At 70.7% G+C, this 25,386-nt stretch carries 23 protein-coding genes and 1 pseudogene; 11 read left to right on the forward strand and 13 right to left on the reverse strand.

Going from position 1 to position 25,386, the window contains the following annotated elements:
- Nucleotides 1-186: 186 nt before the first annotated feature.
- The 7 genes from OG252_RS15545 (at nt 187) to OG252_RS15575 (ending at nt 6,172) form a co-directional block, all read left to right on the forward strand.
- Nucleotides 187-963, forward strand: a complete 777-nt coding sequence (locus tag OG252_RS15545; protein ID WP_266432978.1) for an amino acid ABC transporter ATP-binding protein — start codon at nt 187-189, stop codon at nt 961-963.
- An 89-nt stretch (nt 964-1,052) separates the two neighbouring features.
- A complete protein-coding gene (locus OG252_RS15550) occupies nt 1,053-1,901 on the forward strand; it encodes a glutamate ABC transporter substrate-binding protein (RefSeq protein ID WP_329336714.1) in 849 nt (282 codons plus the stop codon).
- A gap of 96 nt (nt 1,902-1,997) precedes the next feature.
- The gene (locus tag OG252_RS15555) at nt 1,998-2,672 is read left to right on the forward strand and encodes an amino acid ABC transporter permease (protein ID WP_329336717.1); all 675 of its coding nucleotides are present in this window, start codon (nt 1,998-2,000) and stop codon (nt 2,670-2,672) included.
- Nucleotides 2,669-3,577 carry an amino acid ABC transporter permease gene (locus tag OG252_RS15560; RefSeq protein WP_329336719.1) on the forward strand — a complete coding sequence of 303 codons (909 nt, stop codon included), beginning with the start codon at nt 2,669-2,671 and terminating at the stop codon, nt 3,575-3,577. The genes OG252_RS15555 and OG252_RS15560 overlap by 4 nt, the downstream gene beginning before the upstream one ends.
- A gap of 175 nt (nt 3,578-3,752) precedes the next feature.
- On the forward strand, nt 3,753-5,381 hold the full coding sequence (locus OG252_RS15565; protein ID WP_329336721.1) for an FAD-dependent monooxygenase: 1,629 nt from the start codon (nt 3,753-3,755) through the stop codon (nt 5,379-5,381).
- A 97-nt stretch (nt 5,382-5,478) separates the two neighbouring features.
- On the forward strand, nt 5,479-5,550 hold the full coding sequence (locus OG252_RS15570) for a putative leader peptide (protein WP_323186205.1): 72 nt from the start codon (nt 5,479-5,481) through the stop codon (nt 5,548-5,550).
- A gap of 76 nt (nt 5,551-5,626) precedes the next feature.
- The gene (locus OG252_RS15575) at nt 5,627-6,172 is read left to right on the forward strand and encodes a cysteine dioxygenase (RefSeq protein WP_266432984.1); all 546 of its coding nucleotides are present in this window, start codon (nt 5,627-5,629) and stop codon (nt 6,170-6,172) included.
- 340 nt (nt 6,173-6,512) lie between these two features.
- Here the strand turns inward: OG252_RS15575 and recX are convergent.
- The 4 genes and pseudogenes from recX to OG252_RS15595 form a co-directional block, all read right to left on the reverse strand.
- Nucleotides 6,513-7,423, reverse strand: a pseudogene (recX, locus tag OG252_RS15580) (recombination regulator RecX).
- Between the two features lie 9 nt (nt 7,424-7,432).
- Nucleotides 7,433-8,560 (reverse strand): recombinase RecA, encoded by a 1,128-nt coding sequence (gene recA, locus OG252_RS15585; protein ID WP_266432987.1) that lies wholly within the window; start codon nt 8,558-8,560, stop codon nt 7,433-7,435.
- Nucleotides 8,561-8,882: 322 nt separating this feature from the next.
- Nucleotides 8,883-10,130: an AI-2E family transporter gene (locus OG252_RS15590; RefSeq protein ID WP_329336726.1), complete on the reverse strand. Its 1,248-nt coding sequence runs from the start codon at nt 10,128-10,130 to the stop codon at nt 8,883-8,885.
- 126 nt (nt 10,131-10,256) lie between these two features.
- Nucleotides 10,257-10,451: a DUF3046 domain-containing protein gene (locus OG252_RS15595; protein ID WP_266432991.1), complete on the reverse strand. Its 195-nt coding sequence runs from the start codon at nt 10,449-10,451 to the stop codon at nt 10,257-10,259.
- 80 nt (nt 10,452-10,531) lie between these two features.
- Between OG252_RS15595 and OG252_RS15600 the strand changes: the two genes are divergently transcribed.
- Complete coding sequence (locus OG252_RS15600; RefSeq protein ID WP_329336727.1) at nt 10,532-11,476, forward strand: hypothetical protein; 945 nt, start codon at nt 10,532-10,534, stop codon at nt 11,474-11,476.
- A gap of 48 nt (nt 11,477-11,524) precedes the next feature.
- Here OG252_RS15600 and OG252_RS15605 read toward each other — a convergent pair whose 3' ends face one another.
- The 3 genes from OG252_RS15605 to OG252_RS15615 are packed head-to-tail and all read right to left on the reverse strand — an operon-like array spanning nt 11,525 to nt 13,439.
- A complete protein-coding gene (locus OG252_RS15605) occupies nt 11,525-11,836 on the reverse strand; it encodes an AzlD domain-containing protein (RefSeq protein ID WP_266432996.1) in 312 nt (103 codons plus the stop codon).
- Nucleotides 11,833-12,576, reverse strand: a complete 744-nt coding sequence (locus tag OG252_RS15610) for an AzlC family ABC transporter permease (RefSeq protein WP_329336729.1) — start codon at nt 12,574-12,576, stop codon at nt 11,833-11,835. Before OG252_RS15610 ends, OG252_RS15605 begins: the two co-directional genes overlap by 4 nt.
- A complete protein-coding gene (locus OG252_RS15615; RefSeq protein ID WP_329336731.1) occupies nt 12,561-13,439 on the reverse strand; it encodes an AraC family transcriptional regulator in 879 nt (292 codons plus the stop codon). Before OG252_RS15615 ends, OG252_RS15610 begins: the two co-directional genes overlap by 16 nt.
- 340 nt (nt 13,440-13,779) lie before the next feature.
- On the opposite strand from OG252_RS15615, the gene OG252_RS15620 reads away from it, so the two are divergent.
- The 3 genes from OG252_RS15620 to OG252_RS15630 all read left to right on the forward strand — a co-directional run bounded on the left by OG252_RS15620 (nt 13,780) and on the right by OG252_RS15630 (nt 20,549).
- Nucleotides 13,780-18,759, forward strand: a complete 4,980-nt coding sequence (locus tag OG252_RS15620) for an ATP-dependent helicase (RefSeq protein WP_329336733.1) — start codon at nt 13,780-13,782, stop codon at nt 18,757-18,759.
- 155 nt (nt 18,760-18,914) lie between these two features.
- A complete protein-coding gene (locus tag OG252_RS15625; RefSeq protein WP_266433001.1) occupies nt 18,915-19,751 on the forward strand; it encodes a DNA-formamidopyrimidine glycosylase family protein in 837 nt (278 codons plus the stop codon).
- 33 nt (nt 19,752-19,784) lie between these two features.
- Nucleotides 19,785-20,549, forward strand: a complete 765-nt coding sequence (locus tag OG252_RS15630; protein WP_329336735.1) for an SDR family NAD(P)-dependent oxidoreductase — start codon at nt 19,785-19,787, stop codon at nt 20,547-20,549.
- Here OG252_RS15630 and OG252_RS15635 read toward each other — a convergent pair.
- From OG252_RS15635 to OG252_RS15660, 6 genes are all read right to left on the reverse strand, one after another.
- Entirely contained in the window at nt 20,497-20,793 is a 297-nt protein-coding gene (locus OG252_RS15635; RefSeq protein WP_329336737.1) for a hypothetical protein, read from the reverse strand. The two genes, OG252_RS15630 and OG252_RS15635, sit on opposite strands and share 53 nt — an antisense overlap.
- A 319-nt stretch (nt 20,794-21,112) precedes the next feature.
- A complete protein-coding gene (locus tag OG252_RS15640; protein ID WP_003993396.1) occupies nt 21,113-21,493 on the reverse strand; it encodes a helix-turn-helix domain-containing protein in 381 nt (126 codons plus the stop codon).
- A gap of 109 nt (nt 21,494-21,602) precedes the next feature.
- Nucleotides 21,603-22,160 carry a CinA family protein gene (locus OG252_RS15645; protein ID WP_329336739.1) on the reverse strand — a complete coding sequence of 186 codons (558 nt, stop codon included), beginning with the start codon at nt 22,158-22,160 and terminating at the stop codon, nt 21,603-21,605.
- Nucleotides 22,157-22,969 (reverse strand): CDP-diacylglycerol--glycerol-3-phosphate 3-phosphatidyltransferase, encoded by an 813-nt coding sequence (pgsA, locus tag OG252_RS15650; protein ID WP_329336741.1) that lies wholly within the window; start codon nt 22,967-22,969, stop codon nt 22,157-22,159. Before pgsA ends, OG252_RS15645 begins: the two co-directional genes overlap by 4 nt.
- Nucleotides 22,966-24,438 carry a 30S ribosomal protein S12 methylthiotransferase RimO gene (gene rimO / locus OG252_RS15655; protein WP_266433014.1) on the reverse strand — a complete coding sequence of 491 codons (1,473 nt, stop codon included), beginning with the start codon at nt 24,436-24,438 and terminating at the stop codon, nt 22,966-22,968. Before rimO ends, pgsA begins: the two co-directional genes overlap by 4 nt.
- A gap of 96 nt (nt 24,439-24,534) precedes the next feature.
- On the reverse strand, nt 24,535-25,374 hold the full coding sequence (locus OG252_RS15660; protein ID WP_266433016.1) for a helix-turn-helix domain-containing protein: 840 nt from the start codon (nt 25,372-25,374) through the stop codon (nt 24,535-24,537).
- Between the last annotated feature and the right edge of the window lie 12 nt (nt 25,375-25,386).

The raw sequence follows: 25,386 nt of genomic DNA on the forward strand, positions 1-25,386 counted from the left end.
GTCAAGAGGGTTCCGGTTGCGCGCTGCTTCCGTTACCCGGCCGATACGCGCCCAGCTCGCAAGTGCTACGACACGTGTCCGATTGCTATCGGATCGTGATCCTCAGATTCCCCTCAGATGTAATGACGCTGGTCGCGAGTGGTTACTACTGTCCTCCGAAACCGAGGAGGACGGAGCCTTAGAGCGATGACCGAAGTATCGGTGGCCAAGGAAGATGTGGCCGCGACCGGAGATCTGGTCGTCCTGAAGAGCGTCAACAAGCATTTCGGCGCGTTGCACGTTCTCCAGGACATCGATCTGACGATCGCCCGCGGCGAGGTTGTCGTGGTCATCGGACCCTCCGGGTCCGGAAAGTCCACCCTGTGCCGCGCCATCAACCGCCTGGAGACGATCGACTCCGGCACAATCGCCATCGACGGCAAGCCGCTGCCCCAGGAGGGCAAGGCTCTGGCCCGGTTGCGTGCCGACGTGGGAATGGTCTTCCAGTCCTTCAACCTGTTCGCGCACAAGACGGTGCTCGAGAACGTCATGCTGGGCCAGATCAAGGTCCGCAAGATGGACAAGAAGCAGGCCGAGGAGAAGGCCCGGGGCCTGCTTGACCGGGTCGGCGTCGCCAACCAGGCCGACAAGTACCCCGCACAGCTCTCCGGCGGCCAGCAGCAGCGTGTCGCCATCGCGCGCGCCCTGGCCATGGACCCCAAGGTCATGCTCTTCGACGAGCCCACGTCGGCGCTCGACCCGGAGATGATCAACGAGGTTCTGGAGGTCATGCAGCAGCTGGCCCGGGACGGCATGACCATGATCGTCGTCACCCACGAGATGGGGTTCGCCCGTTCGGCCGCGAACCGGGTGGTGTTCATGGCAGACGGCCGGATCGTCGAAGAAGCTGTGCCGGACCAGTTCTTCAGCAACCCGCGCAGCGACCGCGCCAAGGACTTCCTGTCGAAGATCCTGCACCACTGACGCATCAGCACCCATGACACGCCCGCGTCACTGAGTGCGGTGTCACCCGCAACGTCGGCATTCTCCTCACCACACAAAGGATGTTCACCATGAAGCTCCGCAAGGCCTCCGCCGCGGCGGCCACCGCGCTCGTCCTCGCTCTGACCGCGACCGCATGTGGAGGCGACGACAACGACAGCAGCGACACCGGCTCGGGTTCCGGTGGCGGCGACACGATCAAGGTCGGCATCAAGTACGACCAGCCGGGTCTCGGCCTGAAGGAGCCCGACGGTTCCTTCTCCGGATTCGACGTCGACGTGGCCACGTACGTGGCCAAGGAGCTCGGCTACGAGCCCGACCAGATCGAGTTCGTCGAGACCAAGAGCGCCGACCGCGAGAACGCGCTCGCCCGTGGCGACGTCAAGTTCATCGCGGCCACGTACTCGATCAACGACGAGCGCGCACAGAAGGTCGACTTCGCCGGGCCGTACCTGCTGGCCCACCAGGACCTTCTGGTCAAGTCGGACTCGGACATCACCGAGGCCACGGACCTCAATGACAAGAACCTGTGCTCGGTGACAGGCTCCACGTCGGCGCAGAACGTCAAGAACGACTTCGCTCCGAAGGCCAACCTCACCGAGAGGGGCGGCTACTCGGAGTGCATCGCAGCCCTGCAGAGCGGCGCCGTGGACGCGTTGACCACGGACGACTCGATCCTGGCCGGCTTCGCCGCGCAGGAGCAGTACAAGGGTCAGTTCAAGCTCGCCGGACTCAAGCTGAGCAACGAGAACTACGGCATCGGTGTGAAGAAGGGAGACACCGAGACCGTCAACAAGATCAACGCGGCCCTGGAGAAGATGGTCAGCGACAAGTCCTGGGACAAGGCGGTCCAGGAGAACTTCGGTCCGGCCAACTACAAGAACGAGCCCGCGCCGAAGATCGGCAACATCGTCAAGTAGCACGAGGGTTCACGGGCGTGCCGTCGCCGACTGCGATCAAGGCGGCGGCACGCCGCGCTGTCCACGTACGCCACACACCCGGAAGCGCGGGAAATCGTGTTCGACTTTCTTTCAGACTATGACGACCCGAGCATCTGGGGCGCCTTCTGGACGACGGTACAGCTCACCGTCCTCTCCGGCGTCGGCTCCCTGGTCTGGGGCACCCTCCTGGCCGCGATGCGGGTCAGCCCGGTGCCACTCATGCGGGGGTTCGGCACCGCCTACGTCAACATCGTCCGGAACATCCCCCTGACCGTCATCATCGTCTTCACCTCACTGGGCCTCTCCGACATCTTCCGAGTGACGATGGGGACGTCCGACTTCGAGGTCCGGTACTTCCGCCTGGCGGTCCTCGGTCTCGCCGCCTACACCGCGGCCTTCGTCTGCGAGGCGATTCGTTCCGGCATCAACACGGTGCCACTCGGACAGGCCGAGGCGGCCCGTGCCATCGGGCTGAACTTCACGCAGACGCTGCGGCTGATCATCCTGCCGCAGGCGTTCCGTTCGGTGATCGGTCCGCTGGCCAACGTGCTGATCGCCCTGACCAAGAACACGACCGTGGCGGCCGCGATCGGCGTGGCCGAGGCCGCCCTCCTGATGAAGGAAATGATCGAGAACGAGGCCCAGACGCTGCTCATCGGCGCCGTCTTCGCATTCGGGTTCGTGGTACTGACCCTCCCGACCGGCCTCATCCTGGGCTGGCTGAGCAAGCGACTGGCGGTGAAGCGATGAGCTCCGTTCTCTACGACACCCCGGGGCCCCGCGCCAAGCGGCGCAACGTGCTCTTCTCGGTGGTCTTCTTCGTCCTGCTCGCCCTGCTCCTGTGGTGGGTCTGGCAGACCATGGATGAGAAGGGCCAACTGCAGTGGGCCCTGTGGAAGCCGTTCACCGAGTCGCAGGCCTGGACGACGTATCTGCTGCCGGGCCTCGCCGACACGCTGAAGGCCGCGTCACTGGCCATGCTGATCGCCCTTCCGCTGGGCGCGGTCTTCGGTATCTCGCGCCTCTCCGACCACCGGTGGGTGCGGGGTCCGGCCGCCGTGGTGGTCGAGTTCTTCCGGGCGATCCCGGTCCTGCTGCTGATGCTGTTCGCCAACGAGTTCTACGACCGCTACACGAACGTCACCAGCGAACAGCGGCCCCTCTACGCGGTCGTCACCGGCCTGGTGCTCTACAACGCGTCCGTCCTCGCCGAGATCGTACGGGCCGGCATCCTGTCCCTGCCCAAGGGCCAGTCGGAGGCCGCGATGGCGATCGGGCTGCGCAAGGGGCAGACGATGACCAACGTCCTGCTGCCGCAGGCCGTCACGGCGATGCTGCCGGCCATCGTCAGCCAGCTCGTGGTCATCGTGAAGGACACCGCGCTGGGCGGCGTGATGATCGGGTTCACCGAGCTCCTCAACACACGCGGCACACTCGCGGCCAACTACGCCAACGTCGTTCAAAGCTTCGTCGTGGTGGCGGTCATCTACATCGTGCTCAACTTCATCCTCACCACCTTCGCGAGCTGGCTCGAGAAGAGGCTGCGGCGCAGCAAGCGGAGCACGGGGGCGGTCCTCGGTGGGAAGGACGTGGAGGAGATCAACGCCGCCGAGATCAGGGGCACCTACGGAACCGGTGCCGGCGGATCGATCTGATGAGCAGTCAAGTGACATGAACGACACGGAGGCAGCGGCATGATCGCCACTGCCTCCGTCACTTGACGCAAGCTTCGGCAATGGGTTGCATACGTTCTGTGATCGTGCACCCTGCCCCAACTTCCTGTTCACCTACGTCTCTCGGGACACCGCTGCGGGCAGGGGGCGCCGCGCCGTGGACCCGGTGATCATCGTCGGTGCGGGGCCCGTCGGGCTGACGCTCGCCCTGGCTCTGGCCCGCCAGGAGGTGCCGTCCGTGGTCCTGGACGAGGGCCCGGGCAAGGACGAACCCCGCCTCGCACGCACGGTCGTGTTGCGCGAGGACACGGCCGCGCTGATGGAGCGGCTGACCGGCATCGCCCTCGCGGACGTCGGCGTCCACTGGGCCGGATGGCGGTCCATGCGGCGCAAGCAGGTGATGCGCGAGGTCATGTTCGGGGACGACTCCGACGCCGAGGGCGATGCCGGTCCCGCTCCCCTGCACATCGCCCAGCACGTGCTGACCGGCGCCCTGCGCGCCGCCCTCGCCGGCGAGCGCCTCGTCAAGATCGCTGTGGAAAGCCGCCTCGACGGCATCGAGCAGGAACCATCTGGCGTCACTGCCCACACTCGCGGCCCCAAGGGCACCTGGTGGCGTGGCAGTTACCTGGTGGCCTGCGACGGCCCGCGCTCGACGGTGCGCAAACTCCAGGACATCCGCTTCCCGGGCCGTACGGCGGTGGAGCGGCACGCCGTGGCCGCCCTGCGCACGGAACTCCCCTGGCCCGACCAGGCGTTGCTCCACCGGATGCCGCCCTGGCGTACGACCGGCCCCTCGGCCGGCGAGATCACCGGCCGCCCCCTGCCGGACGGGGTCTGGCGCCTCGACTGGCTGCTGCCGCCCGGCAAGGACCTGGTCACGCCGGAACTGCTGGTGGCCCGCGTCCGGGAGACCCTGGCCGGCTGGACGGGCGGCTCGACACCGCCGTACGAACTCCTCGACACCGGCGTCCACATCGTCCACCACCGGCTGGCCCGCCGCTGGCGCGCCGGCCGGGTCTTCCTCGCCGGGGACGCGGCGCACCTGCTGGGCGCGCTCGGCACCCAGGGCCTCGACGAGGGGCTCGAGGACGCCGACAACCTCGCCTGGAAGCTGGCGTTGGCCTGGCACCACGGGCCGCACGAGGCGCTGCTCGACAGTTACCAGGCGGAGCGGCGCGCGGTCGTCGCCGGCCGACTGCGCGCCGCCGACCAGGCACTGCCGCTGCTGCGCGGGGGCGGGGGCCTGCGCGGATACGTCCCCGGCTCGGCTCGCGGCCACGACGCACTGCTCACGGACGGTCACTTGGGGCGCGGCCCGCTCGGTGCGCCGGGGGCGTACGCCGACTCGCCGCTCGCACCCCGGCACCTCGAAGGAGAGGCCCTCGTCGACACGGCGCCCGGCGCACCGGTCACCGATGTGCGGGTGACGGCCGAGGACGGCTCCTTCGTACGACTGCGGGACCGCCTCGGTCGCGGCGCACTGCTCGTCCTGCTGATCGCGCCGGGCACCGGCGTGTGGGAACGCAAGCACTGGGTGACCGCCGGGATCATGCCCCGCCTCGCGGCGGCGGTGACCGCACTGCCGCACACAGCCGAGCTGCTGGTCGCCGAGGAGTACCCGGGCGCGGCTCCGCACACCGTCCTTCTCGTACGGCCCGATGGTCATCTCGTCACAGCGCTGACCGGGGTCCGGCCGGCCGACCTGTACGCGGCGGCCGAGGCGGCGCTGGGCGGGCCCGCGCGGGCGGGAGCGGAAGCCGGGGCGGGTGCCGGCTCCCGTTGACCTGTCTGTGCTCACTGTCACCGAGCGTCCACATAGTGACAGTGAGTTGACCGCCCCGCACCGCCATGGTGTACTCCGGATCGTGACCGACACCTGTGTGCACCTGTGGCGGAAGGTCCATGTGGACCTGGTCCGCTATGCGGGCTGCATGTGTCGCCCGTCCTGCTGAATTCGCATTCCACCTCACTCTTGGCGCGCGCCGCTTCTGCGTTGACGCGCGCTTCACGCGAACGCTCTTCAGGACGGTGCCCGTGTCTGCCTCCCCCTCCCCCGTTGTCTCCTCCGGTTCCGCCGTTTCCGTGCCCACGCAGGCGGACCTCCTCGAATTCGTGCGGCGTACGGCCGCCGACTCCGAGCTGATCAACTCGCTCCCGCTCGACCCGGAGGGCCGCACGTGGGTGCGGCTGGAAGGGCCGGGCGGCAGCGAGGCCTGGTTGATCGGCTGGCCGCCCGGCACCGGCACCGGCTGGCACGACCACGCCGAATCGGTCGGCGCCTTCCTCACCGCGTCCGGTGAGCTCAAGGAGAACTCGCTCGCCGCCCGGCTGCCCACCGACGGCTGGAAGACGCTGGAACTGACCGAGGACGTGGACCGGGAGCGCCGGCTGCCGACCGGACAGGGGCGCGCCTTCGGCCGCCACCACGTCCACGAGGTCCTCAACGAGTCCACCGAGCACCACGCGATCTCCGTCCACGCCTACTACCCGCCCCTGCCGCAGATCCGCCGCTACAGCCGCAGCGGGCCGATCCTGCGCCTGGAGCAGGTGGAGCGCCCGGAGGACTGGCAGTGAGCGGTGCGGGCACGCTGGTGACCGGCCGCATGGTCGTCACAGGCGTCGAGGCTGAACGGCCGGTCGGCATCGACGAGTTCGCGGGCCGTTTCCGTTGAGCGGCGACACCTCGACGCGCCGCTGACGGACCCGGACTCCCGGGCGACAGGGCGGTCGCGCGGAGACCAACTCCGGGACCGGCGCCTCCAGCACCACACCGCACCGCTCCCGAACGCGATGGGCGCCCCCGCGCGTCCACCGTGTCCGGGCCGCTGAGTCACACGGCTCCGGTCACCATGCCGGAGCCGCTCTGCCCTGGGAGTCGTTCCTCAGAACCCCTCGCCCGTCGGGCTCCCCGTCCTCAGAACCCCTCGTCCCCGAGGAACTCCGTGTCCTCGCCCTCCTCCTCCAGCGCCTGCCGGACCACCCGCAGGGCCATGCCCTCGGGGTAGCCCTTGCGGGCGAGCATGCCGGCGAGACGGCGCAGTCGTTTGTCACGGTCGAGGCCGCGGGTGGAGCGCAGCTTGCGGGCGACGAGCTCGCGCGCGGTCGTCTCCTCCTGCTCGGAGTCGAGCTGGCCGACGGCCGCGTCGATCAGCGTGGAGTCGACACCCTTGGTCCGCAGTTCCTGGACGAGCGCGCGCCGGGCCAGCCCCCGTCCGTGGTGCCGGGACTCCACCCAGGCGTCCGCGAACGCGCTGTCGTTGATCAGCCCGACCTCCTCGAACCTCGACAGCACCTCCTCGGCGGCGTCATCCGGAATCTCCCGCTTGCGCAGGGCGTCCGCGAGTTGCTTCCGCGTGCGCGGGGTTCCGGTGAGCAGGCGCAGGCAGATCGCCCGTGCCTGCTCGACCGGGTCCTTCGGGGGCTCCGCCTTCTCGGCCCTCGCCGAGAAGGCGCCTCCGTCCGCACCGGACGACTCTGCGCGACCGCGCCGACGGCGCCCGCGTGAGCCACCCGCGCCCCGTGCTCCACCGTCACGTGCTCCACCGCCCCGACGTGACTCGCCCGCGGGCAAGTCGGCGCCGAACGCCGAGGAGCGGCCGCCGTCCGGCCCGGTCTCCGGCCTCTGCCCATCGCCCGGCTCGTCGTCGTACGACCCCCTCGTGCCGTACGACGCCGTGCGGGCGTACTTCCCGTCCCCGTCATGGACCGCGTCACCGCCGCTCATGTCGGCAATCCCCCGTCACTTCCCCCGCTCCGCTCACGCGGAGCGTCCGGGTGGGCGGCGTACTCGGCCCAGTCGGTTCGCCACGCTTTTGAATCAGGCACGGTATTGGATCAGCTCTTGGCCACCGCGGCCTTGGTCTTGGCAGCCTTGGCCGCAGCCGGAGCGGGCACCGTCTTCGCGGCGTCGTCGGTGACGGCGGGGACCACGGCGTCCGCGCCCGGCTCGGCGGTCGGCTTCTCGGGCCGGACCCCGACGCCCAGCTTGTCCTTGATCTTCTTCTCGATCTCGTTGGCCAGGTCGGGGTTGTCCTTCAGGAAGTTGCGGGCGTTCTCCTTGCCCTGGCCGAGCTGGTCGCCCTCGTACGTGTACCAGGCGCCTGCCTTGCGGACGAAGCCGTTCTCCACGCCCATGTCGATCAGGCCGCCCTCGCGGCTGATGCCCTGCCCGTAGAGGATGTCGAACTCGGCCTGCTTGAAGGGCGGAGCGCACTTGTTCTTGACGACCTTGACGCGGGTGCGGTTGCCGACGGCGTCGGTGCCGTCCTTCAGCGTCTCGATACGTCGGATGTCGAGTCGCACCGAGGCGTAGAACTTCAGCGCCCGGCCACCGGTCGTGGTCTCCGGCGAGCCGAACATCACGCCGATCTTCTCGCGGAGCTGGTTGATGAAGATCGCGGTGGTCTTGGACTGGTTGAGCGCGCTGGTGATCTTCCGCAGGGCCTGGCTCATCAGACGGGCCTGCAGACCGACGTGGCTGTCACCCATCTCGCCCTCGATCTCCGCACGCGGGACGAGCGCGGCGACGGAGTCGATGACGATGAGGTCGAGAGCACCGGAGCGGACCAGCATGTCCACGATCTCCAGGGCCTGCTCGCCGTTGTCCGGCTGGGACAGGATCAGGTTGTCGATGTCGACGCCGAGCTTCTTCGCGTACTCGGGGTCGAGGGCGTGCTCCGCGTCCACGAACGCGACCTGGCCGCCGGCCTTCTGAGCATTGGCCACGGCGTGCAGGGTCAGGGTCGTCTTGCCGGAGGACTCCGGGCCGTAGACCTCCACGACACGGCCGCGCGGCAGGCCACCGACGCCGAGCGCGACGTCGAGCGCGGTCGACCCGGTGGGGATGACCTCGATGGGCTCGTTCGGCCGCTCGCCCAGGCGCATGACCGCGCCCTTGCCGAACTGCCGTTCAATCTGTGCGAGCGCGGCGTCCAACGCCTTCTCGCGGTCGGTTCCTGCCATGGGTTCCACCCGATTTGCTTGAGTCGATCGCTTCACGTCAAAGACGCTAACGCCTGCCACTGACAATGGGCCCCGACGCCCGTCCGGCCTGTGGATAACTCGGGCACTTCTCCATCAAAACCATGCCGAAACGCCCACCGAGAGTCCCGCCGGAGCTCTCATCAGAATGGATGTTCGATTTTCGTGTCAAGCGCACCACGCGGCACCTCCGAGACTACGTCTCGGCGGCCCACGGCCCGTTGATCCGGAACGAGCACCCCGCGCCACCGCCAGGTCATCGGCATGGCGGCCCCCGGGCCTGCACGCCGCCCTGGTCCTGCGGTCACGAGGAGCCGTCGTCGGGGTCCTTGGCCCCCGGCCGCCGTACCCACAGCGCCCACATGCGCGCGAGGGGCCCCTCCCCCCGATTCCGGTGCCCATGGACCCGAGGGTCGTCCGTGACGTCGTACCGCTTCACATACGCCCCGAGGAAGGCCTGCAGCGTGGCGATCGCCGGGATGGCGATCAGTGCGCCGACGGCCCCGAGAAGGGCGGTGCCGGCGATGACGGAGCCGAACGCGACCGCCGGGTGGATGTCGACGGTCTTCGAGGTCAGCTTGGGCTGCAGCACGTAGTTCTCGAACTGCTGGTAGACCACGACGAAGATCAGCACCCACAGCGCGTACCAGGGGTCGACGGTGAAGGCGATCAGCATGGGCAGGGCGCCCGCGAGATACGTACCGATCGTGGGGATGAACTGCGAGACCAGCCCCACCCACACGGCGAGCACGGGCGCGTACGGCACGTTCAGTGTCTGCAGCAGGATGTAGTGCGCGGCTCCGGAGATGAGGGCCATCAGGCCGCGCGAGTAGATGTAGCCGCCGGTCTTGTTCACGGCGATCTCCCACGCGCGCAGCACCTCGGCCTGCCTGGCGGGCGGCAGGACGGAGCAGAGGGCGCGGCGCAGACGCGGGCCGTCGGCGGCGAAGTAGAACGAGAACAGCGTGACCGTCAGGAGCTGGAAGAGTCCGCCGAGGACCTGGGCGGACACGTCCAGGACGCCGGTGGCACTGTTCTGCACGTAGTTGCGCAGCCAGTCGGAGCGGAGCAGGCCCTCCTGGACGTCCACCCGTTTCAGATCCGTGTTGAAGTGGGCGTTGATCCAGTTGATGACGGAGTCGAGGTACTGCGGGAAGTCCTCGACGATCTTGATGATCTGGCCCGCGAGCATGGAGCCGAGCAGCGTGACGAAGCCCGCCGCCGCGATCATCACGCCCAGGAAGACGACGGCGGTGGCCAGGCCTCTGCGCAGGCCGCGCGAGGCCATCCAGCTCACCGCGGGCTCGATGGCCAGGGCCAGGAAGAACGCGATGAGGATGTTGATCAGCAGGCCGGTGAGCTGGTGGAAGGCCCAACTGCCCAGCTGGAACACGGCGATGAGGGCGAGCGCGAGCACCATGGCGCGCGGCAGCCAGCGCGGCATGCGGGCGTTCGGCCCGGCGGCGCCGGCGGCCGGGGGCCGGTTGGGCGGCGTCGTGCCGAACGGGGATGCGTGCTGGGTGACCTGGTCGGTCTCGTCATTGGGTGCCACGGGGCAAGTCTCGCCCACGCGGCTGACAATCGGCCGCCGTCCTGCGATCTTCGTGACCGATCAGTGCTTCCCTCGCAGCACGTTCATGACCGAGCGGTGTTTCTCCCACCGAACGTTCATGACCGGTCAGTGCTTCTCCCACGGAACGTTCATGACGGTGCAGACCACGCGCCACACGTCCTTGGCGTCCCAGCCGGCGTCCAGCGCCTCGTGCACCGTGCGCCCGCCGAGCTCCGCCATCACGTGGTCGCGCGCGAACGTGTCGGCGTAGCCCGGACCGAAGTGATCCGTCATCCGCTCCCAGAAGACCGTCAACCGCATGACTCCAGTATCCCGCCCCTGAGAGTGGGCCTGAGCCGGGACCGCTCGCCGAGACCGCTTTCCGCCCTACGGTCTGACGCATGGCCGAAACAGGAGCTTCCCCACTCCCCCCGACCTCCCCGGCGCACTCCCCGCTCGCGCACGCCGAGCACTTCGTCTGGCTCACCGCACGCGTGCTGGAGCAGCGCCTCTTCGCGTATCACTTCCTGGAAGGAAGCGCCGACCCGGTGGAGACGGCGCTGGACGCCTACCGCAACGAGGACGGTGGATACGGCCACGCGCTGGAACCCGATCTGCGGGGTCCGGTCAGCCAGCCGCTGCACACCGGTCACGCTCTGCGGGTCCTGGACGCCATCGGTCGCTGCGGCGGGCAGCGCGTGGAGCGCGTGTGCCGGTATCTGACCTCCGTGACCACGCCGGACGGCGCGCTGCCGGCGATCCACCCCAGTCAGCGCGGCTATCCGGCGGCCCCCTTCGTCCCGATCGTGGACGATCCCCCGAGCGAACTCCTCGCCACCGGACCGGTGGTGGGCCTCCTGCACCGCAACGAGGTGTGGCACGCCTGGCTGTTCCGGGCCACGGACTTCTGCTGGCAGGCGGTCGAGTCCCTGGAGCGGTCCCACCCGTACGAGGTCCAGGCCGCCGTGGCCTTCCTGGACTCCGCTCCCGACCGCCCGCGCGCGGAGGCGGTCGCCGATCGTCTCGGCCGCCTGGTACGCGAACACCGGCTCGCGGCCCTGGATCCCGCCCGCCTCGACGCGTACCCGGTCGCGCCCGGCTACGCCTCCGGGGAGCACCACTTCCCGCACGACTACGCGAAGACGCCGACCTCCCTCGCGCGCGGGTGGTTCACGGACGACGAGATGGCCCGTTCCCTGGATTTCCTCGCGGAAGAGCAGCAGGAGGACGGCGGCTGGCCGATCCGCTGGCGTCAATGGGCGCCTGGCCCCGCAGTGGAGGCGCGCCCCCTGGTGACGCTCGATGCGCTGCGCACTTTGCGGGCCTACGGTCATTCCCTGGGCTGAGACCACGATGCTGCCGGCGACAGATCAGGCCACGTCACCGCCGCCACCTCACCCGCCGCCCATCGCCCGCACTCCCGCGGTCACCAGCACGGCGGCAGCGACGACGAGCAGGAAGGGGGCTCGCAGGACCAGCGCCACAGCGGCCGCGGCGAGCCCCGCGGCCCTCGCGTCGAGCACCAGTGCCCGCCCGTCGGCGAAAGCCTGCTGGGCCGTGAGCGCGGCCAGGAGAGCCACGGGCAACAGCGCGGCGAGACGCTTGACGAGAGGCCGCTCGAGGGCACCGGCGGGCACGAGCAGTCCGGCGAGCTTGACGGCGTAGCACCCCAGGGCGGTCGCACCGATCGCGATCCAGGTGTTCAACGATCTCCCCCTTGTACGTCGTCACGGTCGGCGCCCCTGCGACGGCCCTCCGCCCACAGCACGGCCGGCGCCGCGAGCGCCGCCACCAGAACAGGCACACCGGCGGGCAGCACAGGCAGCAGACCGAGCCCCAGAAGGACCGCGACACCGGCGACCGTCCGCGCCACCGTGGTCTTCAGCATGGGCGCCAGCAACGCCAGGAAGACCGCGGGCCCGGCCGCGTCCAGCCCCCAGGCGTCGGTGTCCCCGATGGCCTCGGCCCCCAGCGCGCCGAGCAGCGTGGTGAGGTTCCACAGCACGTACAGACTGAGCCCCGTCACAGCGAACCCGATCCGCGCCCCACGCCGCGTGGGCTGCGCCAGCGCGACCACCGTCGTCTCGTCGATGACCCACTGCGCGGCGAACGGACGCACCGCGCGCGGGAGGGCCAGCAACTGCGACAGCCGCAACCCGTAGAAGGCGTTGCGCACCCCCAGGAAGAACGCCCCCGCAGCCGCCGTCAGCGGGTTCCCGCCCGTCGCGAGCGCCCCGACCAACGCGAACTGCGAAGCACCCGTGAACACCAGCAGACTGAGCGCACAGGTCTGCAACAGCGTGAGCCCACTCCCCGCCGAGGTCACCCCGAAGGCGAACCCTGACAGCCCTACGGCGACCCCGACCCCCAGCGCGTCCCTCACGACGGCGGAGTCGGGCTTCTCTCCACCATCACGCTCGTCCACGAGACTTATCTGATCTGCCACGCGTCGGACGGTAGGAGCAGCCGCCCCCGCTCGTCTTGTACGTTCTTGCGCTCACGCCGGTACGCGCCCGGAGGCACGCCCACGATCCGGGTGAAGTGCCGATGCAGATGCGGCTGATCCGTGAACCCCACCGCGACGGCAGCCTCGGCCGGAGTCGTACCGGCATCCATCAGCCGCCGCGCCCGACGCACCCGCGCATCGGTCAGCCAGGCGTGCGGCGGCATCCCGTAGGCATCCCGAAACGCCCGCAACAAGGCGAACGGACCGGTCCCCAGGTCACCAGCCAACCTGTCCAGCGTCGGCGGCTCGACCATCCGCTCCTCCAGCACGGCACGCGCGCGTGCCGCGACCCGGGCCCCCGCCGTCCGCACCGCGCGCTGCGGCAGCGCCCCGCCGTTCAACCGCAGCAACCGGGTCACGGCAACCCGCAACAACGTGTCGGCGGCCAGCGCGTTCCCCTCCTCCGCGGCCCGCAGCACCTGATGCACCAGTTCCACGGCATACGCATCGTCCAGCACAGGCCGGACGAACCCCGGCGTCCCCCGGATCAGCGTGGTCTCAGCAGCGATCTCCGCCACCACCTCCGGCGACGGATACACGGCCCCGTACCGCCACCCATCAGGAACGCCGGCCCGCCCCGTATGGGCCGTATCCGGATTGACCAGGGCCAGAGCCCCCGCCCCCGCGTACTGATCGGCCCCCCGATGATGAAAGACCTCGACCCCGTCAGCGATGGCCGCGATGACGAAGTTCTCATGCGTATGCCGCACAAAGGTCTTCCGGACATACCGAGCCCGCAGCAGATCGACCCCCGGCAACCCGGCATACCGCCAGTGCCGCGCCCGCTCACCCGAACCTGCCATGCCCCCATTTTCCGACACGACGGCCGACACGGACCCGCGGCGGCCCCCGCCCCGGCGGCGCGGCAGGCGCGTACGGCGGCAAGGGGACGTGTCGGGGGGCCCGCCCGCAGCGGTTGGCGCGTCAACGCCAGCACCTCGATAAGGAACCGATTCCGCGCCGTTCCGAGGACGGACACCCCCCGACACGTCCCCGACCCACCACCCAACACAAGGCGCTACACGCACCCCACCCCACCCGCACAGGCCGCCGCAGGCATCCCCCGCCCCAGCCCAGCGCAGCGACGCCGCAGCAACACCGCAGGTCAGCCGCATTGTCAGTCCCGAGGTGCAGGATGGACACATGGTCAGCTCCGCACACCAGGCCCTCAAAGCCTTCTCCCCCGCGACCCGCGGCTGGTTCACGGGCGCCTTCGACGCGCCCACCGCCGCCCAGGCAGGCGCGTGGCAGGCCATCACAGCGGGCTCGGACGTGCTGGTCGTCGCCCCCACCGGATCCGGCAAGACCCTGGCCGCCTTCCTCGCCGCCCTGGACCAGCTCGCCGCCACACCCCCACCCGCCGACCCCAGGAAGCGCTGCCGCGTCCTGTACGTCTCCCCGCTCAAGGCCCTCGCCGTGGACGTGGAGCGCAACCTCCGCAGCCCCCTGACCGGCATCCGCCAGGAGTCCGTCCGCCTGGGCCTGCCCGAACCGGAGATCAAGGTCGGCATCCGCTCCGGCGACACCCCGGCCGCCGAGCGCCGCGCCCTGTCCACCCGCCCCCCGGACATCCTGATCACCACCCCGGAGTCCCTGTTCCTGATGCTGACGTCGGCCACCCGCGACGCACTGACCGGCATCGAGACGGTGATCCTGGACGAGGTCCACGCGGTGGCCGGCACCAAGCGCGGCGCGCACCTCGCCCTCTCCCTGGAGCGCCTGGACGAGCTCCTGCCGAAGCCCGCCCGCCGCATCGGCCTCTCGGCCACGGTCCGCCCGGTCGACGAGGTCGCCCGCTACCTCTCCCCCCGCGGCAAGGTGGAGATCGTCCAGCCGAAGTCCGGCAAGGAGTTCGACCTCTCGGTCGTCGTCCCGGTCGAGGACCTGGGCGAACTGGGCGGCTCCCCGGTCGCCGACGGCAGCGAAGGCGCGGAACGCCCGTCGATCTGGCCGCACGTCGAGGAGCGCATCGCCGACCTCGTCCAGGCCCACCGCTCGACGATCGTGTTCGCCAACTCCCGCCGCCTCGCGGAACGCCTCTGCAACAGACTCAACGAGATCGCCTACGAGCGAGCCACCGGCGAACCCCTGGACGAGCACCACGCTCCCGCCGAACTCATGGGCGGCTCAGGCGCGGCCCAGGGCGCACCCGCGGTCATCGCCCGCGCTCACCACGGCTCGGTCTCCAAGGAGCAGCGCGCCCTCGTCGAAGAGGATCTCAAGGCAGGCCGCCTCCCCGCCGTGGTGGCCACCTCCAGCCTCGAACTCGGCATCGACATGGGCGCGGTCGACCTCGTCATCCAGGTCGAATCCCCACCCTCCGTCGCCTCCGGCCTCCAGCGCGTCGGCCGCGCGGGCCACCAGGTCGGCGCGGTCTCCACCGGTGTGGTCTTCCCGAAGTACCGCGGCGACCTGGTCCAGGCAGCAGTCGTCACCGAACGCATGCGCACGGGCTCCATCGAGTCCCTCAAGGTCCCCGCCAACCCTCTGGACGTCCTGGCCCAGCAACTCGTCGCGATGACCGCGATGGACACCTGGCAGCTCGACGACCTCCTCGCGATGGTCCGCCGCGCCGCCCCCTTCGCCTCCCTCCCCGAATCCGCCTTCACGGCCGTCCTCGACATGCTCGCCGGCCGCTACCCGTCCGACGCCTTCGCGGAACTGCGCCCGCGCGTGGTCTGGGACCGGGTCGCGGGCACGATCACCGGCCGCCCCGGCGCCCAGCGCCTCGCCGTCACCTCCGGCGGCACCATCCCCGACCGCGGTCTCTTCGGGGTCTTCCTCGCCGGTTCGGATCCCAAGAAGGGCGGCGGCCGGGTCGGCGAGCTCGACGAGGAGATGGTCTACGAGTCCCGGGTGGGCGACGTCTTCACACTGGGCACCAGTTCCTGGCGCATCGAGGACATCACCCGGGACCGCGTCCTGGTCTCCCCCGCGCCGGGCGTCCCGGGCCGGCTCCCCTTCTGGAAGGGCGACCAGCTGGGCCGCCCGCTGGAACTGGGCCGCGCGGTGGGCGCGTTCCTGCGCGAGGTCGGGTCCCTCACCGAGGAGGACGCCCGCCTCCGCCTCCTCGCCGCGGGCCTGGACGCCTGGGCCGCGGACAACGTGCTGTCCTACCTGCACGAGCAGCGCGAGGCCTGCGGCCACATCCCGGACGACCGCACGATCGTCGTGGAGCGCTTCCGCGACGAGCTGGGCGACTGGCGGGTCGTCGTGCACTCCCCCTTCGGCGCCCAGGTACACGCGCCCTGGGCGCTCGCCCTCGGCACCAAGCTCTCCGAGCGGTACGGCATGGACGCCCAGGTCATGCACGCCGACGACGGCATCGTCCTGCGGCTGCCCGACGCCGACCTGATGGGCCTGGACCTGCTCGACCAGGAACCGACGAAGATCGGCACTGAATACGACGCGGACCAAGCCCCCGTCGGCGCGGCGGACGTCGTCTTCGACAAGGGCGAGGTGGAACAGACCGTCACCGAGCAGGTGGGCAGCTCGGCCCTGTTCGCGTCCCGCTTCCGCGAGTGCGCGGCCCGCGCCCTGCTGCTCCCGCGCCGCAATCCCGGCAAGCGCACCCCCCTGTGGCAGCAGCGCCAGCGCGCCTCCCAACTGCTGCAGGTCGCCAGCGAGTTCGGCTCGTTCCCGATCGTCCTGGAAGCCGTCCGCGAATGCCTCCAGGACGTCTTCGACGTCCCCGGCCTGGTAGAGCTGATGGGTGACCTGGAGTCCCGCAAGGTGCGCCTCGTCGAGGTCACCACCCCCGAACCCTCCCCCTTCGCCCGCTCCCTCCTCTTCGGCTACGTCGCCCAGTTCCTGTACGAGGGAGACTCACCGCTCGCCGAGCGCCGCGCCGCCGCCCTCTCCCTGGACTCGCGCCTGCTGGCCGAACTGCTCGGCCAGGCGGAACTGCGCGAACTGCTCGACGCCGAGGTACTGACCGAGCTGGAGAAGGAACTCCAGTGGCTCACCGAGGACCGCCGCGTCAAGGACGCCGAGGGTGTCGCCGACCTGCTGCGCCTGCTCGGCCCGCTCAGCGACGCCGAGCTGGCCGAGCGGGGCGCCGAACCCCAGTGGGCCCAGGAGCTTGCCGCAGCCCGCCGCGCGATCCGCGTCCGCGTCGCCGGCACCGACCACTGGGCGGCGATCGAGGACGCGGGCCGTCTGCGCGACGCGCTCGGCACAGCACTGCCGGTGGGCGTCCCGGAAGCCTTCACGGAGCCCGTCAAGGACCCGCTCGGCGACCTCCTCGCGCGCTATGCCCGCACCCACGGCCCGTTCACATCGGCCACCGCGGCAGCCCGCTTCGGCCTGGGCGTGGCGGTCACCGATGGCGCCCTCCACCGGCTCGCCGCGACGAGCAGGGTCGTACAGGGCGAGTTCCACCCGGCCGGGATCGGCCAGGAATGGTGCGACGCCACCGTCCTGCGCCGCCTCCGCCGCCGCTCCCTCGCCGCCCTGCGCCACGAGCTGGAACCGGTGCCGCCGCCCGCGCTCGCCCAGTTCCTCCCCCAGTGGCAGCACATCGGCAAGGGCCATGGCCTGCGGGGCATCGACGGACTGGTGCGTGCCGTGGAGCAGTTGCAGGGCGCGTCCGTACCCGCGTCCGCCCTGGAGAAGCTCGTCCTCCCCTCCCGCGTCGCGAACTACACACCCGCGATGCTGGACGAGCTCACCGCGGCCGGCGAGATCGTCTGGGCCGGCGCCGGAGCCCTCCCCGGCAAGGACGGCTGGGTCTCCCTGTACATCGCGGACGCGGCTCCCCTGCTACTCCCGCCGCCCCACCCCCTGGAGCTGACGGCGCTCCACCAGTCCGTCCTGGACGCCCTCTCGGGGGGCTACGGCCTGTTCTTCCGCCAGATCGCCGATCAGGTCCGCGCCACCACCCACCCGGACGCCACCGACCCCCAACTGGCCGACGCCGTATGGGACCTGGCCTGGTCCGGACGGCTCACGAACGACACGCTCGCCCCCATGCGCTCCCTCCTGGGCTCGGGCCGCACCGCCGGCTCCACGGCCCACCGCGCCAAGCGCACCGTCCCGCGCGGGCGCTACGGCTCCCTCACTGCCGCCGCACGCCCCGCGTCCCGCACCGGCCCGCCGACTGTCGCCGGCCGCTGGTCCGTGCTCCCGGACCGCGATGCCGACCCCACCGTGCGCGCCCACGCCCTGGCCCGCGTCCTCCTCGACCGGCACGGCGTGGTGACCCGGGGAGCCGTCTCCGCGGAGGGCATCGAGGGCGGCTTCTCGGCGGTGTACCGCATCCTGTCCGCCTTCGAGGACAACGGCCAGGCCCGCCGCGGTTACGTGGTGGAGGGCCTCGGCGCCGCACAGTTCGCCATGGACGGCGCGGTGGACCGCCTCCGCGCGGTGGCCAACGCCCGCGACCGGGGCGAATCCCTGCCACCCCCGCCCCAAGGCAGCGGCGCTCAGGACGGCTTCGGCCCCGACACCCCCTTCGCACCGAACCCCTTCGACTCCCCCACCGACTTCGCACCCGACCCCTTCGCATCACCCGACCCCCACCCGACCACCGACGGACCGAACCCGGCCGACGGCCACACAGACCGAAGCGCCCACGCCTTCGACCCCGGCCGCACCGACGACTGGCCGCCCTTCCCCGCCCCCACCTCGCGGAGCGAATGGACCTCCCCCCGCGACTTCCCCCCATCGACCGGCCCCGCGTACGGCCCGTTCGGCCCGCCTTCCACCCCCCACCGCACCCGCCCCACCCCCGACTCCCGAGCCGTCGTCCTCGCCGCCGCCGACCCCGCCAACGCATACGGCGCGGCCCTCCCCTGGCCGGACCCTCCGACCGACGCCGGCCACAAGCCGGGCCGGAAGGCGGGCTCCCTGGTGGTTCTCGTCGACGGCGAGCTGACGCTCTACATGGAGCGAGGCGGCAAGACCCTGCTGGCCTGGCCCTCCGACCCGTCCGGCACAGCCACCGACGACCCACGTCTCCAAGCGGCGGCGCAGGCCCTCGCCGCGGCGGCAAAGGCGGGCTCCCTCGGCACAGTCACCGTCGAGCGCGTCAACGGCGCATCTGCCCTCACGTCCCCCATCGGCACCCTCCTGGAGGGAACGGGCTTCATCGCCACCCCACGCGGCCTGCGACTACGCGCATGAACCCGCCAGAGCCGCAGCCCCAACCCGCACCCCGCACCCCGCACCCCGCACCCACGCTCCACTCCGCAACGCGCACCGCATCAACACCCACCCCGCCCCCAGCCCAACCCCACATCACGCGTCCCCGCCCCCCACCCCCATGCCACCCTTGACCCATGCCCGAAGGAGACACGGTCTGGCAGGCCGCGAGGCGGCTGCACGGCGCCCTCGCCGGCAAGGTGCTGACCCGCAGCGACCTCCGGGTGCCGAAGTACGCCACGGCCGACCTCACGGGCCGCACCGTCCTGGACGTCACCCCACGCGGCAAACACCTCCTCGCCCGCATCGAGGGCGGTCTCACCCTCCACTCGCACCTGCGCATGGACGGCTCCTGGAAGGTGTACGCCAACCACCAGCGCTGGACCGGCGGCCCGAGCCACCAGATCCGCGCGATCCTCGGCACCGCCGACCGCACGGCCGTCGGCTACCGCCTCCCCGTACTCGAACTCCTGCGCACCACCGACGAGCACCGCGCCGTCGGCCACCTCGGCCCCGATCTCCTGGGCCCGGACTGGAACCCGGACCAGGCCCTGGCCAACCTCCTCGCCGATCCCACCCGCCCCCTCGGCGAGGCCCTGCTCGACCAGCGCAACCTCGCCGGCATCGGCAATGTCTACAAGAGCGAGCTCTGTTTCCTCCTCGGCGTCACCCCCTGGCTGCCCGTCGGCGTCCTCCCCGCCGACCGCGCCGTTCACCTGCCCGCGCTCGCCAAGAAACTCCTGGAAGCCAACCGCGACCGCCCGATCCGCAACACGACGGGCCGCCGAGGCCAGGACCTGTTCGTGTACGGCCGCGCACCCCGCCCCTGCCTCCGCTGCCACACCCCCGTCCGCGTGGCCGACCAGGGCGACGGATCCCGCGAACGCCCCACGTACTGGTGCCCGACCTGCCAGCGAGGCCCCGCCCCAACCACCACCCCGCTCCGCGGAACCCAGCGCCGTACGACCAATTGACGGACCGTCAGAAGCCCTCGTACCGTCCCCTTCATGCCCCTCACGGCGTACGACCTCACCGGCCGCACCGCATTCGTCACCGGCGCCGCCAGTGGCATAGGCCGCGCCTCGGCCGTGCTGCTCGCCACGGCCGGCGCCACCGTGCACTGCGCGGACCTCGACGCACCGGGCCTCGACGAGACCGCGAGAGCCATCAAGAACACCGGCGGCACGGCCCACACCCACGCCCTCGACGTAACCGACCTCGAGCAGCTCCACGAGGCCGTCGCCTCCTGCGAGCGCCTGGACGTGATGGCAGCGGTCGCCGGCATCATGCACAGCAGCCCGGTCCTGGAGACCCGGGAGGAAGACCTCGACCGGGTGCTGAACGTCAACTTCAAGGGAGTGCTGTACGCCTGCCAGGAGGCAGCCCGCCTGATGCTCGCCCGGCACATCAGGGGCAGCATCGTCACGATGGCCTCGGGCGCCGTGGACACCGGCGGCCCCGGCCTGCTCTGCTACGGCGCCGCCAAGGCGGCCGTCGTCCAGCTGACGAAGACACTGGCGACCGAGGTCGGCCGACACGGCATCCGGGTCAACGCGGTCGCACCGGGCTGGATCCGCACCCCCATGACCGACCGCAGCGACACCGAGGCGCAGGCGCGCACCGAGTCGCTCATGGCCCGGATGTCGCCCCTGGGCCGGGTGGGCGAACCGGAGGACGTCGCCCAGGCCGTGCTCTACCTGGCCTCCGACGCCTCGTCCTTCACGACGGGCCAGATCCTGCGTCCGAACGGCGGTGTGGCGATGCCGTGGTAGCCCGCGACACCGTGGTGACCCGCGCCGCCCGCCAGGCCGCCGTCCACCGCCCCGAGGCCACGGCTCCCGCTGCCCGGCCCTTTGGCACACAGTGCACCGGCAGCAGACTCAGCCCCCACCCGCCGGCCGCGACCGCTCCCTCCAGCACCCCCGCGTCCGACGCCAGCGCGAGCCGCAGTACGGCCCACCACCACAGCACCCCGAGCCCGAGCACCGCCCCCCAGCGCGCTATCGGCCCCGCCATGGACGTCACCTCCAGCCCCGACCAGCCCGACGCTAGGCCGCCGCCTCACCCACGGGGAGGGCGCACCGGCGGCACACGGGAGCACCGCCCGTCACTCGATCCCGGCCAGGCACAACCAAGCTCCACCATGACCGCCACCGACCCCACCGGCAAACGGACCAGAGCGACCCCGAGCCCGCCAGAACGCGAAAAACCCCGACCGCTCCCCTCCAGGTCTCCCCGGAGAAGCCCCGGCCGGGGCCTCACACTTCTTCGGCGCAAGCGCAATCGGAGGCGATCAGCGCACGTCAACGTCGGCGCGAGCACATCCGCGTGAGCGTCACGCGGCCACCACGTCCACCGCTTCGGCGGGCGCCTTGATCGTCACCCGTTCCGGTGGCACACCGGTCACCGAGACGGAACCCAGCATCGGGCGAACCGGCGTCGGTACAGGCTCGCTGGGGGTGGCCGCAGCAGACTGGGCCAGCTCGGCGAGGGCGAGCTCGTCGCTCACTTCCCGCATGAGCTCGGACATCCGTACGTCCAGCGCGTCGCAGATGGCGGAGAGCAGCTCGGAGGAAGCCTCCTTCTGCCCCCGCTCCACCTCGGAGAGATAGCCGAGTGAGACTCGGGCGGACGAGGAGACTTCGCGCAGAGTACGGCCCTGGCGTTGGCGCTGCCGACGCAGCACGTCACCCAACAGGCGACGGAGCAGAATCATCGGTGGCTCCCTCCTCGGACCGCGTAGCCGCATCCTTCTCGCCCCACCGTACCGCCTTGCGCCGCGGCCGTGCGGGGAGCGATGTCGTGTTCACTCAGGGCTGCAAACATCAAAACCCCCCGTTCCGTTCCGTATCCTGTGTCCGCTCATTCCCGGTCAGTTCGCTCGCAAGCCCCTCCAGGAGCAGTGCGAGTACGCTCCGTACACTCTCCATACGAATTTCCGCACGGTCGCCGTTCAACCGCAGTGCGGTCACTTTCCCGCCACCGATTACGCCGGAAGACTCCGCGAGGGGCCCGTCGACGGCCACGAAAACCGTCCCGACGGGCTTGCCGTCCTGCGGTTCCGGACCGGCGACTCCGGTGGTCGCGATGCCCCAGTCGGCGCCGAGCGCCTTGCGCACCCCGGCCGCCATCTGGCTCGCGACCTGCGGATCCACGGCCCCGCGCGCCGCCAGCAGAGTGGCGTCCACGCCCAGCAGTTCATGCTTCAGCTCGGTGGCGTAGGCGGTCACCGAACCCCTGAAGGCCTTGGAGGCCCCGGGGACCGCTGTGATTTCCGCCGCGACCAAACCGCCCGTGAGCGACTCGGCAACGGCGAGCGTCTCACCCTTCACGGTGAGTAGTCGTACCACTTCTACGGCCACGTCCGCGGCCGGGGAACTCACGCTTCCGTCTCCTCCAACGCCGCCTTGCGCTCGGCGATTCCCTGCCGGCGCAGCACAATGGCCTGTCTCACATAGTCCAGCCCCGTCACGACGGTCAGCACGACCGCGGCCGCCATCACCCAGAACCTCAGGGTGGCCAGCCATCCCGTCAGTGCCAGGACGTACATCCCCACGGCCACGCCCTGCGTGAGGGTCTTCAGCTTGCCGCCGCGGCTGGCGGGAATGACGCCGTACCGGATGACCACGAAACGCAGCAGCGTGATCCCGAGTTCCCGGCCGAGGATGACGCCCGTCACCCACCACGGCAGGTCACCGAGCGCGGACAGACAGATCAGCGCCGCCCCCATGATCGCCTTGTCGGCGATGGGGTCGGCGATCTTCCCGAAATCGGTGACGAGGTTGTACGTGCGTGCCAGATGCCCGTCGAACAGGTCGGTGATCATGGCGACCGCGAAGGCCGCCCAGGCGAACGAGCGCCACGCCGGGTCGTAGCCGCCGTCGGCGAGCATCAGCGCGACGAAGCCGGGCACGAGGAGCAGCCGGAGCATGGTCAGCAGATTGGCGATGTTCCAGACACTGGCCTGATTGACGGCGGCAGCCGTCAGCTTCCCACCACGTGCCGACTTCGCACCGGAGTCAGCACCAGCGGCACCAGAAGGACCAGAAGCACTAAGCGCACCAGAAGTACCAGACGTACCAGAAGCACCGGAGACGGCACCGGACGCGGACGCGGCACCCGAAGCCGTGCCCGCGGCCGCACCCTTCGCAGCGGAGGAGCCACCCGCAGCGGACGCCGGGACTCCGGTCATCTGCCTGCCTCCTCACTCCACGCGAGCGAGCCCTGCAGCGGCTCGGCCACCAGGTCGACACCTTCCGTACCGACCACCTTCGCCTCGACCATACGACCGACACTCAGGCCCTCGCCGCTCGTGAGCAGCACCTGGCCGTCGGTTTCGGGCGCCTGGTGCGCCCCACGGCCGTACACGCCCTCGACGGAGTCCACCGACTCCACGAGCACCTGCACGGTCTCGCCGACACGCTCCTCGGCCCGCTGCGAGACGAGTTCCTCCGCGAGTCGGGAGACGCGGGCCAGCCGCTCGGCGACGACGTCCTCGTCGACCTTGTTCTCGTACGTCGCCGCTTCGGTGCCGTCCTCGTCGGAGTACCCGAAGACGCCGATGGCGTCCAGCCTCGCGCCGTTCAGGAAGCGCTCCAGCTCGGCCAGATCGGCCTCGCTCTCCCCGGGGAAGCCCACGATGAAGTTGGAGCGCACGCCGGCCTGGGGTGCCTTGCTCCGGATGGTGTCGAGCAGCTCCAGGAAGCGGTCGGTGTCGCCGAAGCGGCGCATCGCACGCAGCACGTCGGGCGCGGAGTGCTGGAAGGACAGGTCGAAGTAGGGCATGACCTTGGGCGTGGACGTCAGCACGTCGATGAGCCCGGGCCGCATCTCGGCGGGCTGGAGGTAGCTCACCCGCACCCTCTCGATGCCGTCGACCTCGGCGATCTCGGGCAGCAGGGCCTCGAGCAGGCGGATGTCGCCCAGGTCCTTGCCGTACGAGGTGTTGTTCTCGGAGACCAGCATGATCTCCTTGACGCCCTGCTCGCCCAGCCACCGCGCCTCGTTCAGCACGTCGCTGGGGCGGCGCGAGATGAAGGAGCCGCGGAAGGACGGGATGGCGCAGAAGGAGCAGCGCCGGTCGCAGCCGGAGGCGAGCTTCACCGAGGCGACCGGGGCGCCGTCCAGACGGCGGCGCAGGGGCGCCCGGGGGCCGGAGGCCGGAGCGAGCCCCTCCGGCAGGTCGGACGCGGCGCCGTGCCCGGGCAGGGCGACGTCGGAGACCGACTGGCGCTCGGCGGGGCTGATCGGCAGCAGCTTGCGCCGGTCGCGCGGGGTGTGGGAGGCGTGGATTCCGCCGTTCAGAATGGTCTGCAGCCGGTCGGAGATGTCGGCGTAGTCGTCGAAGCCGAGCACGCCGTCGGCCTCCGGGAGGGCCTCCGCGAGATCCTTGCCGTACCGCTCGGCCATGCAGCCCACCGCCACGACGGCCTGGGTTCTGCCGTGCCCCTTGAGGTCGTTGGCCTCCAGGAGGGCGTCGACGGAGTCCTTCTTGGCGGCGTCGACGAAGCCGCACGTGTTGACGACGGCCACGTCCGCGTCCGAGGCGTCCTCCACGAGGTGCCAGCCGTCCGCCTCCAAGCGGCCTGCCAGCTCCTCCGAGTCCACCTCGTTACGGGCGCAGCCAAGAGTGACGAGTGCGACGGTACGGCGTTCAGGCATGGGCTCAAGACTACTTCGTCCCACTGACACCCCACGTCGACGGGGTTGGCCGATCTTGGCCAACCCCGTCCGTACCCGTCTGCACCCGTCTGGTCCTTAACCGACCTGAGGGTCGCCCTTCGTATAGGTGAGCCGCTCCACGGCCCCCGGCTGCCAGTCCTCGTCGATCTTCTTGCCGTTCACATACAGCTGGATCGCCCCGGCGTCGCCGAGGACGAGGTTGACCTTCTGGCTGTCCTGGAAGGTCTTGGACTCGCCCTGCTTGAGCAGTCCGTCGAACAGGCTCCGCCCGTTGTGGTCCTTGGCGGAGATCCAGCTCTTTCCGTCCGCGGCGCTGACCTGGACGGTCACCTTGTCCTGGGGCGCGGCGGCGATGGCGCTGTCCGAGGGCGCCGGCTCGGTGTCCTCGGGCTTGTCGTTCTTCGGCGTGGGCGAGGCGTTCTTGCTGGTCGAGGGCTTGGAGCCCTCGGCGACCTGCGTCTTGCCGCCGTCGTCGTCACCGCCGCTGAAGGCGGTGAACCCGACGAAGCCGACCACGGCGACGATCGCGGCGACCATGGCCGCCGTCCAGTTGGGCCCGCGCCGCTCCGGACGGATGCGTTCCGCCTCGAACAGCGGAGCGGCCGGGGTCGGCGCCGGACGCCCGCCGTGATCGTCGTCGTACTGGGCGAGCAGCGGGGCGGGATCGAGACGGACGGCCTTGGCCAGGGTCCGGATGTGACCGCGGGCGTAGACGTCGCCGCCACAGGGGTCGAAGTCGTCCGCCTCGATGGCGTGCACGATGGCGATGCGGACCCGGGTGGCGGAACTGACGTCGTCGACGGTCAGTCCGGCCGCGATACGCGCCTGCTGGAGGGCACGACCGATCGAGGGGCGGGCTTCCTCACGGTCGTCTTCGAACGGACGCTCGTCTTCAGGGGAGTTGCCGAGGGACACGGGGGCGCCTTT

The organism is Streptomyces sp. NBC_01352, assembly GCF_036237295.1.
Classification (GTDB): Bacteria; Actinomycetota; Actinomycetes; order Streptomycetales; family Streptomycetaceae; genus Streptomyces; species Streptomyces plumbiresistens.

Coding starts and splice junctions, on each gene's coding strand:
- OG252_RS15545 (WP_266432978.1), top strand. CDS start 187: ATGACCGAAGTATCGGTGGCCAAGGAAGATGTGGCCGCGACCGGAGAT.
- OG252_RS15550 (WP_329336714.1), top strand. CDS start 1,053: ATGAAGCTCCGCAAGGCCTCCGCCGCGGCGGCCACCGCGCTCGTCCTC.
- OG252_RS15560 (WP_329336719.1), top strand. CDS start 2,669: ATGAGCTCCGTTCTCTACGACACCCCGGGGCCCCGCGCCAAGCGGCGC.
- recA (WP_266432987.1), bottom strand. CDS start 8,560: ATGGCAGGAACCGACCGCGAGAAGGCGTTGGACGCCGCGCTCGCACAG.
- OG252_RS15595 (WP_266432991.1), bottom strand. CDS start 10,451: ATGCGGTTGACGGTCTTCTGGGAGCGGATGACGGATCACTTCGGTCCG.
- OG252_RS15600 (WP_329336727.1), top strand. CDS start 10,532: ATGGCCGAAACAGGAGCTTCCCCACTCCCCCCGACCTCCCCGGCGCAC.
- OG252_RS15615 (WP_329336731.1), bottom strand. CDS start 13,439: ATGGCAGGTTCGGGTGAGCGGGCGCGGCACTGGCGGTATGCCGGGTTG.
- OG252_RS15620 (WP_329336733.1), top strand. CDS start 13,780: ATGGTCAGCTCCGCACACCAGGCCCTCAAAGCCTTCTCCCCCGCGACC.
- OG252_RS15625 (WP_266433001.1), top strand. CDS start 18,915: ATGCCCGAAGGAGACACGGTCTGGCAGGCCGCGAGGCGGCTGCACGGC.
- OG252_RS15630 (WP_329336735.1), top strand. CDS start 19,785: ATGCCCCTCACGGCGTACGACCTCACCGGCCGCACCGCATTCGTCACC.
- OG252_RS15635 (WP_329336737.1), bottom strand. CDS start 20,793: ATGGCGGGGCCGATAGCGCGCTGGGGGGCGGTGCTCGGGCTCGGGGTG.
- OG252_RS15640 (WP_003993396.1), bottom strand. CDS start 21,493: ATGATTCTGCTCCGTCGCCTGTTGGGTGACGTGCTGCGTCGGCAGCGC.
- pgsA (WP_329336741.1), bottom strand. CDS start 22,969: ATGACCGGAGTCCCGGCGTCCGCTGCGGGTGGCTCCTCCGCTGCGAAG.
- rimO (WP_266433014.1), bottom strand. CDS start 24,438: ATGCCTGAACGCCGTACCGTCGCACTCGTCACTCTTGGCTGCGCCCGT.